Here is a 15,025-nt window from a genome sequence, read left to right on the forward strand (position 1 = left end):
TTGTGCTGCCCTTCTACGATGGCCGCTCATTCCCTGGAGAGATCGGGGCTCGACCAGGAGGGGCCGAACCATTGGGTCAATCTCATGTAGATCTTTCCGTGCCGAGTGCTGCACGGATGTACGACTGGTTACTGGACGGCACCTTCAACTATGAAGCCGACCGGGCGGCATGTCGGGAACTGTTGAAGAGGGCGCCAACAACGAAGGCCCTGGCCCGGAATAACCGCTGGTTCCTGGAGCGGGTCGTCCATACTCTCGCCGACGAGTACCAGGTCCGGAGGTTCCTGGATTTCGGCTCGGGCCTGCCCACACAGAACAACGTGCACCAGGTGGCGCAGACGGTCGCCCCCGATGCCCGGGTGGTGTACGTGGACAACGACCCCGTGGTTCGCGGACACGGGCGATCCCTGCTCGACGCCAACGCGAACACTGCCATGGTGGCAGGGGACATGCGGGACCCAGACGCCATCTTCGCCGCACCGGAGGTCAGACGTCTCTTCACCGACGACCAATCAGCAACGATGCCCAGGGCAGCACTGTTCATTTCGGTCCTGCACTGCATTAAGGACGTGGAAGACCCGGCCGGCATCGTCCGCCAGGTAACCAGCCACCTCAGCCCTGGCGACTACGTCGTCATCTGCCACTTAGTCAGCGACGACAGGGAGCTGCGCGACTCCGTCACTGATTTGATGCAGCAAGAGACAAACAACAACTGGGGCCGAGTGCGCGAGCAGCACGAGGTGGAGGACCTCTTCGAAGGTCTCCAGGTGCTGAGTCCGGGGCTGGTGGACATCACGGACTGGCGGCCGGACTCGGACCTGCGCCAGCATCAACGCAGCATCGAATGGTACGACTACGGTGGGCTGGCGCAGGTCCCCGCTTCGGAAGCGATCAGTCCCTAAACCGTGCGACGGCCTTGTCGAGCATGGCCCGGCTGTCCCCCGTCGATTCCGCAGCCTCATCGCTGAGCCGGAGCAACAGCGTCACATGACGCTCCACTTCTTCCTGCTTGGTGTGATAAGTGGCGTCGTCGTGCCCCTCGATATAGACGAGTGGCGGCAGACCCTGGAGCGCGAAGCGCAGGTGCGTGACCGAACCGTAGTTGGAGACCACCCTGCCATGGAAAGGCACGATGCGAATCGCGATGTGCGGCTGCTCCAACAACTCGCGCAGCCGGAGCATCTGCTCCCGCATGATTTCCCGGTTACCCACCTGGCGATAGAGGATGCCCTCGTCAAGGAGGAAGACCGATCGAGGAGGTTCGTGCTGGCCAAAGACACGCTGCTGACGCTCCTCGCGGAGTGCCGCGCACTGTTGGACCAGCGGATCGGCCAGGTCCACGTTCAGCCCATTCGCGCTGATATGGAGGGCGTAGTTTGCAGTCTGCAGCAGACCGGGAACGACCTTCATCTCGAAGGTCGTTAGTAGCGACGCCTTGGCCTCAAGCCCGATCAAGCGGCGCATCCAGGACGGCGCGCAGTCCGCGTAACGCCAGACCCACTCAGGCTCGGTAGCACGCTTGGCCAGACATTCAAGGCGGAGGCGCTCGTCAGCGTCAACCCCGTAGAGGTCCGCGAGATCACGCACGTCCCGTACGTCGGGCGGGCTTTCCGCTCGCTCCAAGCGAGACAGCTTGGACAAGGACGCGTTGATCGCCCGAGCGGCCTCCTTGGTGGCAATCTTGCGTCGCTCGCGCCACGTACGCAGATCCACTCCCAGCATCACGCCGGCAGCGGTGGGCTCAAGGTCTTCCGGTACCCCCTCTCCAAAGAGAGGAACAACACCGTCATTGCTCGGGGACACGCGCACTCCATTGGGTATTGGGCATGGCACATCATGGCATGCCCCAGAGTTGCGTGTCCCCTCGAACAGAATTACGCCCGGTTGCGCATCAAGATACGCACAAGTGGTCGAATTCGTTCTTCTTCACACCATCCAGGAAGGCGACGAATTCACCCGCCTCGAAGACGAGTGCCGGCCCCGCCGGGTCCGTCGAATTCCTGAACGCAACCCTTCCTTCAGGCAGCGGCGCCAGCTCCACACACTGACCAGCCCCCGAACTCTTTGCGCTCTTCACCCACCTAACGTCCAACGTCGCCGCCGGCACACCGTTACGCAACCCGTTCACGCCCACCTCCGCACATCACCCGGTCGAACATCCGACTTTCAGATCGCCGCCCCGCAATTGACGCATGGGACGGCCCCGTGCAATCCCATGATGCAATTGCACGGGAGAAATCGTAGCCGACTCCGAACCCCAAAAATTCGAACATCGCTGCGCACTTTCGAGTGATCCACCCCCACCCGCGTCAGCGCAGGCCATCTCTCCCCGCGGTTGGCCCAAAAAGCGCCCAATGGTCCGCAAGGGGCTCGTCCGCAGCGTCTGAGGCGCGCACTTCAGCTTCTGAGACCGATGCCCGACACGCGGGTGACGCGGCCTTGTACGGCCGCGAGAGCGCAGAACAGGCGTCTACACGGGCGGGGCAATGTAGCGGGATCGCCGGTTGGCCAAACTGGCGATCCCGCACACCATGGATGGTCCACCGCCACGCCCTGCCCGCTCGTCGGGAGGCTCCTCCCCCGCTGCAGACACGACACATAGCGCAGCCCGCCACAAGGATGGTCAGCGGCGGGCGATCATGTCCACGTAGCTTGCCCGGAACAGCTCCTGCGTCCGCTCTACGTCACTGAGCGTACGGAGCTGGACCTCCAGATCGCCCGTCCCGTGGTGGCCGAGACCGGACACGTCCCGGGTGAAGCCCGGAACAAGATTGACGTCCTTCGGGTCTACCTTGAGGTAGACCAGCAGCTTGCTGCGCTGCGGCGGGCACAAGCAGGCAAAGTTCCGCAGCCGCTGATACGCCCGGTAGGTCTTGCGCTCCACCCGGTTCACACCGTCACCGAGCCCCAGCAGGACCTCGTCGACCGCACCCGCCAACTCGCGCATCGCGCACCCTGGACATCAACCGCCGCCCGGGCAACCGCCTGGCGCCGTGCCCGGCGGGCCACCTGCATGCCGCCGCTCACGGAGGCCACACGGTCTCAAGCCCGAGCAGATCCCTGCCAAAGAGTCGGTAGCGAACCAGGTCGATCGAACGCCGGTGCTCGCGCACGGCATGGACGTCGTAGCGGGTGAAGTCGCCAGCGATGCAGATCAGGCGCGGTCCGCTCCACAGGACCTGGGACGCGGCCGTCACCCCGAGGCGGTCGCGGACCAGGTGCTCGAACTCCGCCCGGTGGTCCATCAGCCAGGCCAGGTAGAACAGGCCCTGGTTGATGACGCCGACGTCCGTGCCGCGCTTGTACTCGACGATGACCGGTGATCCGTTCTCGTCCAGCCCGAGCGAGTCGATCCGGCCCCCGTGGGCGGGCCCCGTGCTGTACTCGCTCGCCAGGAACCGCACGCCCAGCAGCGTCTCCATGTGCGCCTCGACAAGGCCCTGCACATCGGCCTCGATCTCAGCAAGACGCGGCATGACCTCCGTCATGCCGCTATTCGTCGTGTCCGTGCGGAACAGCTTCAGGCCCGACACCTTCTCCTCCTCGGCTCGGAGATCACCAACGCCGACGGGGTGCGGGATTGTTTCCGTGAGAGCCTTCGGGGGCCGTGAAGATAATGTGAGACCTTACGTACTGCCCGATCAGGAAGCGCTCGCGTCCCCCTGTCACCGGGAATCCGCGATTCCCCATATTTCCCCCGCGACCTGGGGGACAACTCCCGGAAGCTGCGTTTACGCAGGTCAGCCCCCGTAGCTCAGCGGATAGAGCACGTGCCTTCTAAGCACCTAGCGCGTTTCTGCATTGCGCCACCCTGGGGGGCGCCGGGGCCGACAACTCACGTCCGCTCGCACGGAAAGCCCGAGATCTGCGGCCAGATCGCGTATCCGGGCGGCGGCTCACCTCCGCTCACGCGGAGAGCACCCGAGAGGAAGCAGCGCAAGGTCAGCGACAAGCGGCTCACCTCCGCTCGCGCGGAGAGCACTCCTTCAGGGCCTTGTTCTGGCTCGGCATCGCCGGCTCACCTCCGCTCGCGCGGAGAGCACGGGGAGAAGTCCTCTCCTCGGTCCTGACCGGGCGGCTCACCTCCGCTCGCGCGGAGAGCACTCACCGCACGCCCCGAGCCGATCCGGCCGGGGCGGCTCACCTCCGCTCGCGCGGAGAGCACTGTCGGCTCACGGCTTCGCTCCGTCCTGCCGTCGGCTCACCTCCGCTCGCGCGGAGAGCACCTGATGAGCAGTACCGGCGCGGCCGAACGGTTCGGCTCACCTCCGCTCGCGCGGAGAGCACTCGTTGCCGGACGGAGAAGCGATCTTGTACGTCGGCTCACCTCCGCTCGCGCGGAGAGCACGGCGGCCATGACGCGCCGCCATGATCCTCGTGCGGCTCACCTCCGCTCGCGCGGAGAGCACCGGGTGGCAGTTCAGGAGGCGAGGCGTACGGGCGGCTCACCTCCGCTCGCGCGGAGAGCACCGGCGGTGGGTCGTCACATCATGATGTTCACGCGGCTCACCTCCGCTCGCGCGGAGAGCACTCCTCACCATGCCCCGGCACCGCTTCGAACAGCGGCTCACCTCCGCTCGCGCGGAGAGCACGTCCCCTAGCCTGGCCTCGCCCCCGAAGGAGTCGGCTCACCTCCGCTCGCGCGGAGAGCACCGGATGGCGGTCTCCAGGGAGATGACTTTCGCCGGCTCACCTCCGCTCGCGCGGAGAGCACTGGGGTGGGCTGTCGGAGCAGGAGCGGACGGGCGGCTCACCTCCGCTCGCGCGGAGAGCACGAAGCAGCCAAAGCGGCCGGTGGTCAGCAAAGCGGCTCACCTCCGCTCGCGCGGAGAGCACTTCACCAGCATGTGGAAGGGCGCCGTCGAGATCGGCTCACCTCCGCTCGCGCGGAGAGCACCTCGCCGATCTCATCCGCCGCTACCCTGCCAGCGGCTCACCTCCGCTCGCGCGGAGAGCACCGCGAACACCTGGAATTGCAGGCTTGTGGCGACGGCTCACCTCCGCTCGCGCGGAGAGCACCCCGCAGACGACCCCGCAGCCGTCTTCCCCGACGGCTCACCTCCGCTCGCGCGGAGAGCACCCTTCGCGACCTGGTCTTACTCGACCGCTTTGCCATCTCTTTGCAGACCCTCGCTGTGTATGCGTCTCGATTCGTTGTCATCGCGCAGCGAGTGTAAGACCCTCCCCTCAAGCCGGGGTCAACTTGGGCTATTTGGGGCCGTTGTCAGTGGGGCGTGCTACCTCTGTGGACATGCTGAAGCTCGACGAGGCGGGAGCCTCGGGGGACTGTGTTCTGGATGTTCGGCTGTGGGGCAAGGAGAGCGGGCTGTCGCAGCCGTATCCGGTGGTGTGCCATCTTCTTGATACCAGTGCGGTGTTCGAGGTGCTGTGGGATGTCGTTCTGAGCGACGAGACCAAGGCGGCCATTGCGGATGCGCTCGGCCTGAGCGTGGCAGAGGCACGGTCAGTGGTCTCGTTCTGGGCCGGGTTGCATGACATCGGCAAGATCACTCCTCCGTTTCAGGCTCAGGTCCCTTTCCTCTACAAGCCAATTCGCGAGGATCCGGCGTACGTCAGCGCGCTGAGCGCCGAAGACGAGAAGGGATTCCGCCACGAGATCGCTTCCCACTGGTCCCTCTACGAGCTCTTCACGAAGGCCGGGTATTCCGGGAGCGGGCGTCTGCTGCACAGGTCTATGAGCCATCAGATCGCGCAGTTGCTGGGCGGTCATCACGGCGTCTTTGGCGCAGTGCTGAAGGCGAAGGAGGCGGCTCGGGCCAGTGATTACAACCCCGGCCTGGGTCGCAGTGGTTGGGCTGAGCAGCGGCAGGTGCATTTCGACGAACTGCGACGGGCCACGGGGGCGTCCGCAATTCCTCGCGGTGGGTTGCCAGCGGGGCTGGCTGTAGTGGTGGCAGGGTTGGTTGTGGTGGCGGACTGGCTGGCAAGTCAGACGTCTGCGATCGGACCGCGAGTTCCTGGCCCTGGGTGGTCGGGGACGGCGGCTGAGGTGGATGGACATTGGCAGGCTGCGAAACAAGCAGCACCGGAGGTGGTGAGGGCTGCGCGTCTGGGCCGAGCCAGTTTCTCCACCGGAGAGTTCGGCGCAATGTTCCCCTTCGCTCCCAACAGCTTGCAACAAGATCTCGTGGAACATCTTCCCGCGCTGGTGCAGGAGCACGGTCCGGGTCTGGTGCTGGTGACGGCTCCGACGGGTGACGGCAAGACGGAGGCGGCTCTGTTCGCGGCCTCTCTGCTGGGGCGGGCGGTCGGCGCCCGAGGGCTGTATTTCGCGCTGCCGACGATGGGCACCGCGGACGCGATGCTGCCGCGAGTGGCAGCGTTCGCCGGTAGGGCGCTGTCTGGCGAACGAGCGCTGATGCTGCTGCATTCGATGGCGTGGCTGAGTTCACCGGGCAGCGACAACTGTGCTGACGTGCCGGACGGTCAGGGCGGTGTCGGCGCCGTGAGCGCGGGGAGGGAAACCGCGGTTGAGGCGGACGGATGGTTGCGGGGTGCGAAGCGTGGATTGCTCGCCCCGCTGGGTGTGGGGACGATTGACCAGGCTCTGAGTGCGGTGCTCCCGTTGCGGTACAACGTGCTGCGTCTGCTGGGGCTGTCGGACAAGGTGTTCGTCGTCGACGAGGCGCACGCGTACGGGCCGTGGATGCATCAGCTTCTGGTGCGGCTGCTCGAATGGCTGGGTGAGATGCGTGCACCGGTGGTGTTGCTGTCCGCCACGCTCACGGGCCGCACGGCCGGCTCCCTGGTGGACGCCTACCGACGTGGTGCCGGAATTCGCGAGCCGTCGCATGTGGTGCCGCGTTATCCCGGCTGGCTGTTCGCCAGTCGAGCCCCGGGGGTGGTTCCGCCCGCGCGCGGCACGCAGAGCAATCGTGCACGGACGTTGACGGTAACCCATCGGCCGGTGGTCTGGGACGCCTCGGACCCGGCCGACGCGCCGACGCGCGAGGGCGGTAGGCGTGCGGCGCTGCGGGAGGCACTGGCACCTGTGGCCGCGGAAGGTGGTACCGCCCTGGTGTGCTGCACGACGGTGGGCGAGGCCCAGCAGACCTATCGGGATGTCTGTGCGGCTTTCCCGCAGCTTGCGGCCTCCCCAGGCGGGGTGCGACTGCTGCACTCCCGTTACCCGGCGGGCGAGCGGGCGAAGATTACGGCCCAGTGCGAGGCCGCGTACGGAAAGCCGGGAGGGGGCCCGTTCTCGGTCCGGCCAGGGTCGGTTCTGGTGGCGACGCAGGTGGTGGAGCAGTCCCTGGACTTCGACTTCGACCTGGTGGTGAGCGACCTGGCTCCGCTCGCTCAGTTGTTGCAGCGTGCCGGACGTGGACGGCGGCACCAGCGTGGATCTCTCGGCCGGCCGGGGTGGGCGGCTGCGGAGAACGAACCGGAGCTGGTGGTCCTCGACCCGCTGGCAGACTCCGAGAAACCCGCACCGCCCCGCTCGTGGGGGACGGTTTACGACGCTGGGCTGCTTCTGCGCACGTCGCGGACTCTGCGGGAGTGCGCGCGGAGCGGCATCGCGGTCCCTGGTGACGTGCAGCGGCTGGTCGACGAGGTGTACGAGGAAGAGTTCGTCGACCGGCTGGAGGCCGCCGCCCATGAGGAACTGGTGAGGCTGGACCAGGAGCGGATGGCTGGCGAGGCTGCCGAGCGGCATCTGGCGGCTTGGACCAGTATCTGCTCCCCGGCGGACGTGAAGGGCGATCTGAGCAAGCTGTCCGCCCGAGAGGCGGGGGTGACCCAGGAACTGCTGACGACACGTCTGGGTGCCGACACCGGCCGTGTGCTCTGCCTGTACGAGCAGACAGACGGAACCACGACGCTCGACCCGCAAGGCAAGGTCGACGTACCCGGTGGAGGTCGGCACGGCCTCCGGGCGGCGGAACTGGCCGATGTCGCACGGCGGGTGGCCCCGGTACCGGGCCGATGGCTACGCGGTGATGCGTCCGATGCCGCAGCGTCGCAGAAGTGGGGGACGCATCCCTCACTGCGCGATCTCGTTCTGCTGCGTATGAGCCCTGCTGCAGACGGACGTTGGACGTGCAACCACGGGCGCTACACGATCTCGATATCGGACGTCGGCCTCGAAGCCCAGTGAGCTTCACGCTTTTACCACTTCAGCTTTGCGCCTCCGCTACATTCCAAGTGTACGGCGCCGTAGGAAAGTTGACGCGCGACCATTGATCGGTTCACGGCCTGGCCCGGGCCGCGCTCTCCCCCTCCGACCCGCAGCGCCGCCTGAATGACGACAGGACACCTCCATGGCGACCGGCTACAACCTGATCCATCAACCGTGCGTTCCCGTCCGGTGGAGACCCGGCATCACCGCACCCGAGACCGGGCAGCTCCCGGATCGCGTGGGATTCCGCGAACTGCTGCTGCGCAGCCACGACATCGAGTGCTTGGCGATCGCCGACGCACCCGCGCACGCAGCCCTGCTCCGCATTTTGTACGCGCTGACGGCCAGGGTGGCCGACCTGACCGAGCAGGGCCCGGACGGCGACTGGGACGTACGCCGTCTGGACGTTCTGGACGCCGGCCGGCTTCCGCCCGACGGAGTGGAAGCGTACTTCCGGGACTTCGAGGACCGGTTCTTCCTGTTTGCTCCCGGCGGCCGCCCCTGGATGCAGGATCCCCGGCTGACGGAACAGTGCGACGGGGCGAAAACCGCCGGTGTCAACAAGCTCATCGTCACCCGCCCCTCGGGCAACAATCACTCCTGGTTCCGGCACGACACAGACACCGCCCCCGAACTGCCCACCGCCTCCGAAGCCTTCCTCAGCCTGCTGGTATGGCACTACTACGGGCCATCAGGCCGGTGCTCGGCCCGTGAAGTCAACGGTATGAAAAGCGCGAGCGCCACCGCCGGCCCGCTCCGTACCGCCCTGTCCTACCACCCCGAAGGTGACTCCCTCTTCGAGACACTGCTCGCCGGCCTCGTCCCCCCGGAGGACGAAGTGATCGGCCGGGAGGACCTGTGCCCGTGGGAGCAGCAGGAACTCCCCGCCCCTGACCGCCCTCCGAGGCACTCCCGGGGGCCGCGCTCGCGGCACACCGGCCGTTCCCAGCACGCGCTGCTCCTGCTTCCCGACGAGGACGGCACACATGCACGGGACGCGTTCATCACCTGGGCCTACCGAGGCGAGCGGATGCCGAGGGAGGACGACTACCTGATCTGGCAGACCAGCCAGCAGGGCAACCGCTACCCGCGTCCCGCGGACGCGGGGCGTGCGCTGTGGAGAGACCTGGACGCGCTGCTGCTGCAGCACCCGCCGGCCGGCAGTGCGCACCCGCAGCAGCCCCGCGTCTTCCGCTCAGCGGTCCAGGTCTCCGAGGACTTGCGGGTCCGGGCGCTCGGATTCGACCAGGAGGGGCAGGCCAAGGACACGCAATTCATCGACGCGAGCACCCCCGCCGTCCTGGGATATGCGGAAGACAACGACCCGCGCACCGTCCCTGCGGTCGGTCGGCTGCGGCAGTTCGGAGAAATGTACGGACGACGCCTGGACCGGGCCGTCAAGAGCGCCTGGTCCGCCTATGTCAGGGATGCCAAAGCGGACGGTGCCGCCTGGACAGCAGAGGCCGGTGCCCGCTACTGGCCTCGGGCGGAGGCAGAGTTCTGGGCACGGTTCCGTCTCCTGGACGGCACCGGTGACGTGGCCGACGGCGGCTTCGACCCGGCGGCCACCCGCCGGGCCTTCCTCCACCTGGCCCAGGAGGCGTACGACGCGGTGACCGAGCCCGTGACTCGTACCGTCCGCGGTGCGAAGGCCGTGTCGCAGGCCCGCCTCGACCTCTACGGCACACAGCCGAAGACCCAGCCGGGGACCTCACCCAGTCCGCGCGCGAAAACCAAGGAGCCCACCGGATGACCGCCATTCCCCCGCCCAGCACTCAGGACGCACCGCTTGCCCCACCGGCCGGGACGGCACCGACCGTTCCGCAGCAGAGCGGAACACCGCGGGGCGGCGGCGCTCGGGCGTTCACCACCTGGGTCGAACACATCTGCCGCGACGATCCGGGCGCCCGCAGCGCTCTGCGCAGCGGGCTGCGCAAGGACCTCGACTCCGTTCGGCGCATGCACCGCCTGGTCGCACCGTGGCTCCCCGAGCCGCGCTCCCAGGATGTGGAGCGGGCCTACTACACGATCGCGGCGATGATCGCGGCCCAGCCCCGCAGCGCGCTGACGGCCGCCGAACACTCGGACGACGACCAGGTGCAGCCCGGCGGGCAGGAGCCCTCCCGCAGCACACCCCGGCCGCGTCGCGCCAGCCTCGGCACGGCGTTCGCCATGGCAGTCACCGAGGGGCCGGGCCGGGAGAAGGAGATGCGGGCAGGAACCGCCGAGAGCCGCCTCAACCTCCTCACCCGCCAGAGTGTCAAGGGCCTGCACCGGCATCTTCCCGCCTCCGTCGGCTACCTGCGCTCGCTGGGCGTGGAAGTCGACTGGGCCCAGCTCCTCGACGACCTCGGCGGCTGGCGCGCCCGCTCCGGGCGGATCTCCCGCACCTGGCTCCAAGACTTCTACCGCTTGCGGGACAAGGCCACCGCGCAACAGGCCGACGAAGCCGACGAGAAGGAAGCGGTGGCGACCCCGGCGGAGAGCCCCGCCTCTCCCTGACCACACACCACCCATCTCCGTAGACCGCGCAGCACACCTCACGCACCCCGTACGAAGGAGTCACAGCAGCATGCCCATGGCCGCCCGTTTCATCGACATCCACGTCCTCCAGAGCATCCCGTTCGCCAACTTGAACCGCGACGACACGAACTCGGTCAAGACGGTGCAGTACGGCAACGTGCTGCGCACCCGGGTCAGCAGCCAGTCCTGGAAGCGGGCCATCCGTGGCGTGTTCGAGGACCGCATCGGCCAGGCGGCGCTGCGCACCCGCCGCATCGGTGAGCGAGTCACCCGCGTCCTCACCGAGACTCGCGGCTGGCCGCAGGACCTCGCCGAGAAGGCCGGTGCGCACACGGCTGCGGCCAGCAGCATCACGTTCGCCCTCGCAAAGGACCCCAAGGACCAGAAGCAGATTGTTGCCAACAAGGTCCTCACCAACGCGATGGTCTACGTCCCCGACACGGCCGTGACCGAACTCGTCGACTTGGTGGAAGAGTTCCGCGAGGCTCTCCAGAGCGCGAAGGACATCAAGAAGCCCGCCGACAAGAGCATCCTGCCCGCCGACCGCGTCGAGGCGATCCTGCGCGCCCGCAACGGCGTCATCAACCTCTTCGGCCGCATGCTCGCGGAAGTCGACAACGCCGGTGTCGACGGCGCCGTCCAGGTCGCTCACGCCCTCACCACCCACGAGACCGACGTCGAACTCGACTACTTCTCCGCCGTCGACGACATCACCGCCCACTGGGGCGACCAGAGCGGCAGCGGCCACATGGGTCACACCGAGTTCAGCGCCGGCACCTTCTACCGGTTCGCCACCGTCGACCTGCGTGACCTCGCCCGCAACGTCGGCGACCACCCCGACCAGCTCCGCGAACTCACCGCTGCCTTCCTCAGTGCCTTCATCCTGTCCCTGCCACAGGCGAAGAAGAACTCCACCGCCCCGCACACGATCCCCGACCTCGCCCACATCTCCGTACGCACCGACCGACCTCTCTCCTACGCGGCCGCATTCGAGAACCCCGTCATCGCGTCAGGCCAGGGCGGCTACGGGGTCCCGTCCCGCGCCACGCTGTCCACGTACGCCGGTGAGGCCAACCGCCTTCTCGGCACCGGGGGCATCCTCACCGCAGGCTGGGCCGGCATCGACGCCAAGGGCCTCGACAGCCTCGGCACCCGCCACACCAACTACGACACCCTCATCGACACCGCCCTCACGCACGCCCTGCCCTCCGGCGGTGGCGCATGACCACCCCGCACCCCGCGCCCGAGCCGGGACTTCTGCTCCGCTTGACCGGACCCCTGCAGTCCTGGGGCCTTCACAGCCACTTCAATGAACGTGACACCGCCTCCTTCCCGACCCGCTCCGGCGTCATCGGCATGCTCGCCTCCGCCCTCGGCCGCCACCGCGACCAGCCCATCGGCGACCTCACCACCCTGCATCTGACCGTACGTACCGACCGGCCAGGTGTCCTGCTGCACGACCTGCACACCGTCGGCGGCGGTCTCCCCGGCAACGCGACCGTCACCACCGCCGAGGGCAAGAAGCGCCCCGGCGACACCGGCACCCTCCTCACCCACCGCTACTACCTCGCCGACGCCGCCTTCACCCTCGCCCTCACCACCCCGCAGCCCACCCCCGACACCCAGGCGCTCCTCGACCGTTGCGCGAACGCCCTGCGCAACCCCCAATGGCCCCTGCACCTCGGCCGCCGCTCCTGCCCGCCCGAAGGCCCCCTCCTGCTCGGGCAGAGCGACAACGCCCTGCACCACCTCATCCACCTACCACTCGCCGCACCGCCACCCAGAAAGAAGGCAGCGGAAGGCTCACCCGTGGAATTCCTGGCAGACCGCCCGCTGACCTTCCTGCCCGCCCCCGTCCCCACGACCAGTAGAACCCACGAGGACGGCACTCACGCATCAGGCCAGCTCAACGACCAGCCCGTCAGCTACCACCCGAGCCATCGCGCCTACCGAGCCCGCCCCTTGTACCGGCGCACCCTGCACCTGCCCCATGCTCAGTTCGCCGGACTCGGCGTCCAGCAGCTCACCGCACTCAGAAGCTACCTCGACACCCGGCTGCACACCCCCGAAGGGAGCCGACGATGACGCTCTGGCTCACCCGGATCATCCCCGACGCCCGCTCGCGTGAAGCCCGCCGCGATCTGGGCGACCCGATCGGAACCCACCGCCGCATCATGAGCCTCTTTCCGTCCAACGCGGGCCCCGACCCCCGCGCCCGCTTCGGCATCCTCTTCCGCGCCGAAGACACCCCCGCCGGCCCCCACCTCCTCCTCCAGTCCACCCACGAACCCGACACCGCCCGCCTCCCCAACGGCTACGGCACCACCCTCGCCCGCCCCCTCGACGCACTCATCGACGCCATCCGCCCCGGCCTCACCATCCGCTACCGCTGCACCGCCAGCCCCGTCCGCAAACCCGGCGCCACCACCCGCGCCCTCTACAACCTGCCGCCCGCCGTCGCCCTCACCGGCGCCGCAGCCGACGAATGGTGGCTCCGCCAAGCCGACCACAGCGGCATCAAACCCCTCACCCACCACTCCCATCCCCTGGACGCCGTCCGCGGACAACGCCGCCCCGACGGAGCCCCGCCCCAAAACATCCGACACACCCGCACCCAGTTCGACGGGACCGCCGCCATCATCGACACCGACCTCCTGCGCAAAGCCATCCTCAACGGCATCGGCAGAGGCAAGGCATACGGCTGCGGTCTCCTCAGCATCGCCCCCGCAAGGCAGACCCCATGACCCCACCACCGGCCACCAAGCCCCTCACCAACAGCAACGCCCGGCGCAGACTCGCCGCCCCCACCGTTGCCATGCTCCCCCGCATCGCCGACTCCCTGTCCTTCCTCTACCTCGACATCGTCCGCATCCACCAAGACGACACCGGTGTCTGCGCAGAAGTCACCAGCGAACAACGAGGAACCGAAACCGTCTACCTCCCCACCGCGGCCCTCAGCTGCGTCCTCCTCGGCCCCGGCACCCCCATCACCGCCCGCGCCCTCACCACCTTCGCCAGAAACGGCACCACCGTCATCACCACGGGATCAGGAGGCGTCCGCTGCTACTCCGCCGCCGTCCCCGAATCCCTCACCACCCTCTGGCTCGAACGCCAGACCCGCGCCTGGGCCAACGACACCGACCGCCTCACCATCGCCCAGGCCATGTACGAACTGCGCTTCGGAAACGGAACCGCAACCAACGGAACCACCCTCGACAAACTCCGCGGCATGGAAGGCCAACGCGTCAAAGCCCATTACCAACTCCTCGCCCGCCAGCACAAGATCGGCCGCTTCCGCCGCTCCTACGACCCCTCCTCCTGGGACAGCCAAGACCCCGTCAACCTCGCCCTCTCCTCGGCCAACACCTGCCTCTACGGCATCGTCCACGCCGCCATCACCGCACTCGGCTGCTCCCCCGCCCTCGGGTTTGTCCACAGCGGCAACCAGCAAGCCTTCGTCTACGACATCGCCGACCTCTACAAAGCGGAACTCACCATCCCCCTCGCCTTCTCCCTCCACGCCTCACCGAACCCCGAAAGCGAAGCCCGCCGCTCCTTCCGCCACGAACTACGCCTCTTCCAGTTGCTCCCCCGCATAGTCACCGACATCCAGCAACTCCTCGACCCCGACCGCACCTACGGGCCCCCCGACCCCGCGGAACAATTGGTCGACCTCTGGGACCCCGTAGCCGGCTCCGTGCCCGCCGGCATCAACCACGGAAGCCAGCCGTAACCCTGCCCACGGAAGGACACCGGCCATATCCTCGATGATCGTCATCTCAGCCACCGCCGTACCGGACCATCTCCGCGGCGCCCTCACCCGCTGGCTGCTCGAAGTCACACCCGAGCTGTACGTCGGCACCGTCTCCGCCAAGGTCCGTGACGAACTCTGGTCAGCGGTCACCGCCTGCACCGACGACGGCATGGCAGTGCTCGCCCACCCCGCCGACAACGAACAAGGCTTCCAACTGCGAACCGCAGGCGCCCGCCGCCGCGAACCGATCGACTTCGACGGCCTCACTCTGATTGCCTTCCAGCGAGAAGGTCAAGAAATGGCAAACCCCGTCTAACGCGCCAGGTCACGAAGGGTGCTCTCCGCGCGAGCGGAGGTGAGCCGCCGTCACCGTCCACGCGACAGGGCAGCGCGAGTGCTCTCCGCGCGAGCGGAGGTGAGCCGCCTCAACCCCAAGCGCGGCGTCGGCACCCTCAGTGCTCTCCGCGCGAGCGGAGGTGAGCCGACGTCCGCAGACTCGCCCGGCAGTGCACCGTGGTGCTCTCCGCGCGAGCGGAGGTGAGCCGCTCGCCGAGGCCGCGCAGGATCACGACCAGGCGTGCTCTCCGCGCGAGCGGAGGTGAGCCGCG

General features: G+C 67.9%; 11 protein-coding genes, 1 pseudogene and 2 CRISPR repeat arrays (1 of these 14 cut by a window edge). Of the genes and pseudogenes, 9 read left to right on the top strand and 3 right to left on the bottom strand.

Features of this window, described 5'->3' with window-relative positions; genetic code table 11:
- Window positions 1-71: 71 nt before the first annotated feature.
- Window positions 72-902 carry an SAM-dependent methyltransferase gene (locus DCW30_RS25410; RefSeq protein WP_076683806.1) on the top strand — a complete coding sequence of 277 codons (831 nt, stop codon included), beginning with the start codon at window positions 72-74 and terminating at the stop codon, window positions 900-902.
- Here the strand turns inward: DCW30_RS25410 and DCW30_RS25415 are convergent.
- The 3 genes and pseudogenes from DCW30_RS25415 to DCW30_RS25425 form a co-directional block, all read right to left on the bottom strand.
- Window positions 892-1,803 carry a helix-turn-helix domain-containing protein gene (locus DCW30_RS25415; RefSeq protein WP_123985582.1) on the bottom strand — a complete coding sequence of 304 codons (912 nt, stop codon included), beginning with the start codon at window positions 1,801-1,803 and terminating at the stop codon, window positions 892-894. The two genes, DCW30_RS25410 and DCW30_RS25415, sit on opposite strands and share 11 nt — an antisense overlap.
- A gap of 88 nt (window positions 1,804-1,891) precedes the next feature.
- Complete coding sequence (locus DCW30_RS25420; RefSeq protein WP_198504350.1) at window positions 1,892-2,128, bottom strand: DUF397 domain-containing protein; 237 nt, start codon at window positions 2,126-2,128, stop codon at window positions 1,892-1,894.
- Between the two features lie 495 nt (window positions 2,129-2,623).
- Window positions 2,624-3,533 (bottom strand): annotated as a pseudogene (locus DCW30_RS25425) (DUF5655 domain-containing protein).
- A 359-nt stretch (window positions 3,534-3,892) separates the two neighbouring features.
- A CRISPR array of direct repeats spans window positions 3,893-5,080; the repeat unit is 29 nt; unit sequence CGGCTCACCTCCGCTCGCGCGGAGAGCAC.
- A 171-nt stretch (window positions 5,081-5,251) separates the two neighbouring features.
- Between DCW30_RS25425 and DCW30_RS25430 the strand changes: the two are divergent.
- The 8 genes from DCW30_RS25430 to cas2e all read left to right on the top strand — a co-directional run bounded on the left by DCW30_RS25430 (window position 5,252) and on the right by cas2e (window position 14,733).
- Complete coding sequence (locus DCW30_RS25430; protein ID WP_076683808.1) at window positions 5,252-8,119, top strand: CRISPR-associated helicase/endonuclease Cas3; 2,868 nt, start codon at window positions 5,252-5,254, stop codon at window positions 8,117-8,119.
- A gap of 163 nt (window positions 8,120-8,282) precedes the next feature.
- Window positions 8,283-9,893, top strand: coding sequence for a type I-E CRISPR-associated protein Cse1/CasA (gene casA, locus DCW30_RS25435; RefSeq protein WP_076683809.1), 1,611 nt, complete (start codon window positions 8,283-8,285; stop codon window positions 9,891-9,893).
- The gene (casB, locus tag DCW30_RS25440; protein WP_079249937.1) at window positions 9,890-10,642 is read left to right on the top strand and encodes a type I-E CRISPR-associated protein Cse2/CasB; all 753 of its coding nucleotides are present in this window, start codon (window positions 9,890-9,892) and stop codon (window positions 10,640-10,642) included. The genes casA and casB overlap by 4 nt, the downstream gene beginning before the upstream one ends.
- 70 nt (window positions 10,643-10,712) lie before the next feature.
- Entirely contained in the window at window positions 10,713-11,888 is a 1,176-nt protein-coding gene (gene cas7e, locus DCW30_RS25445; protein ID WP_076683810.1) for a type I-E CRISPR-associated protein Cas7/Cse4/CasC, read from the top strand.
- Window positions 11,885-12,748: a type I-E CRISPR-associated protein Cas5/CasD gene (cas5e, locus tag DCW30_RS25450; RefSeq protein ID WP_076683811.1), complete on the top strand. Its 864-nt coding sequence runs from the start codon at window positions 11,885-11,887 to the stop codon at window positions 12,746-12,748. The genes cas7e and cas5e overlap by 4 nt, the downstream gene beginning before the upstream one ends.
- A complete protein-coding gene (gene cas6e / locus DCW30_RS25455) occupies window positions 12,745-13,407 on the top strand; it encodes a type I-E CRISPR-associated protein Cas6/Cse3/CasE (RefSeq protein WP_076683812.1) in 663 nt (220 codons plus the stop codon). The genes cas5e and cas6e overlap by 4 nt, the downstream gene beginning before the upstream one ends.
- Window positions 13,404-14,396, top strand: coding sequence for a type I-E CRISPR-associated endonuclease Cas1e (gene cas1e, locus DCW30_RS25460; RefSeq protein ID WP_076683814.1), 993 nt, complete (start codon window positions 13,404-13,406; stop codon window positions 14,394-14,396). The genes cas6e and cas1e overlap by 4 nt, the downstream gene beginning before the upstream one ends.
- Before the next feature lie 25 nt (window positions 14,397-14,421).
- Window positions 14,422-14,733 (top strand): type I-E CRISPR-associated endoribonuclease Cas2e, encoded by a 312-nt coding sequence (cas2e, locus tag DCW30_RS25465; protein ID WP_076683816.1) that lies wholly within the window; start codon window positions 14,422-14,424, stop codon window positions 14,731-14,733.
- An 18-nt stretch (window positions 14,734-14,751) separates the two neighbouring features.
- Window positions 14,752-15,025: direct repeats of the CRISPR family, unit length 29 nt; unit sequence GTGCTCTCCGCGCGAGCGGAGGTGAGCCG (it continues 2,134 nt past the right edge of the window).

This window comes from Streptomyces alfalfae (assembly GCF_004127445.1).
GTDB classification, from domain to species: domain Bacteria; phylum Actinomycetota; class Actinomycetes; order Streptomycetales; family Streptomycetaceae; genus Streptomyces; species Streptomyces alfalfae.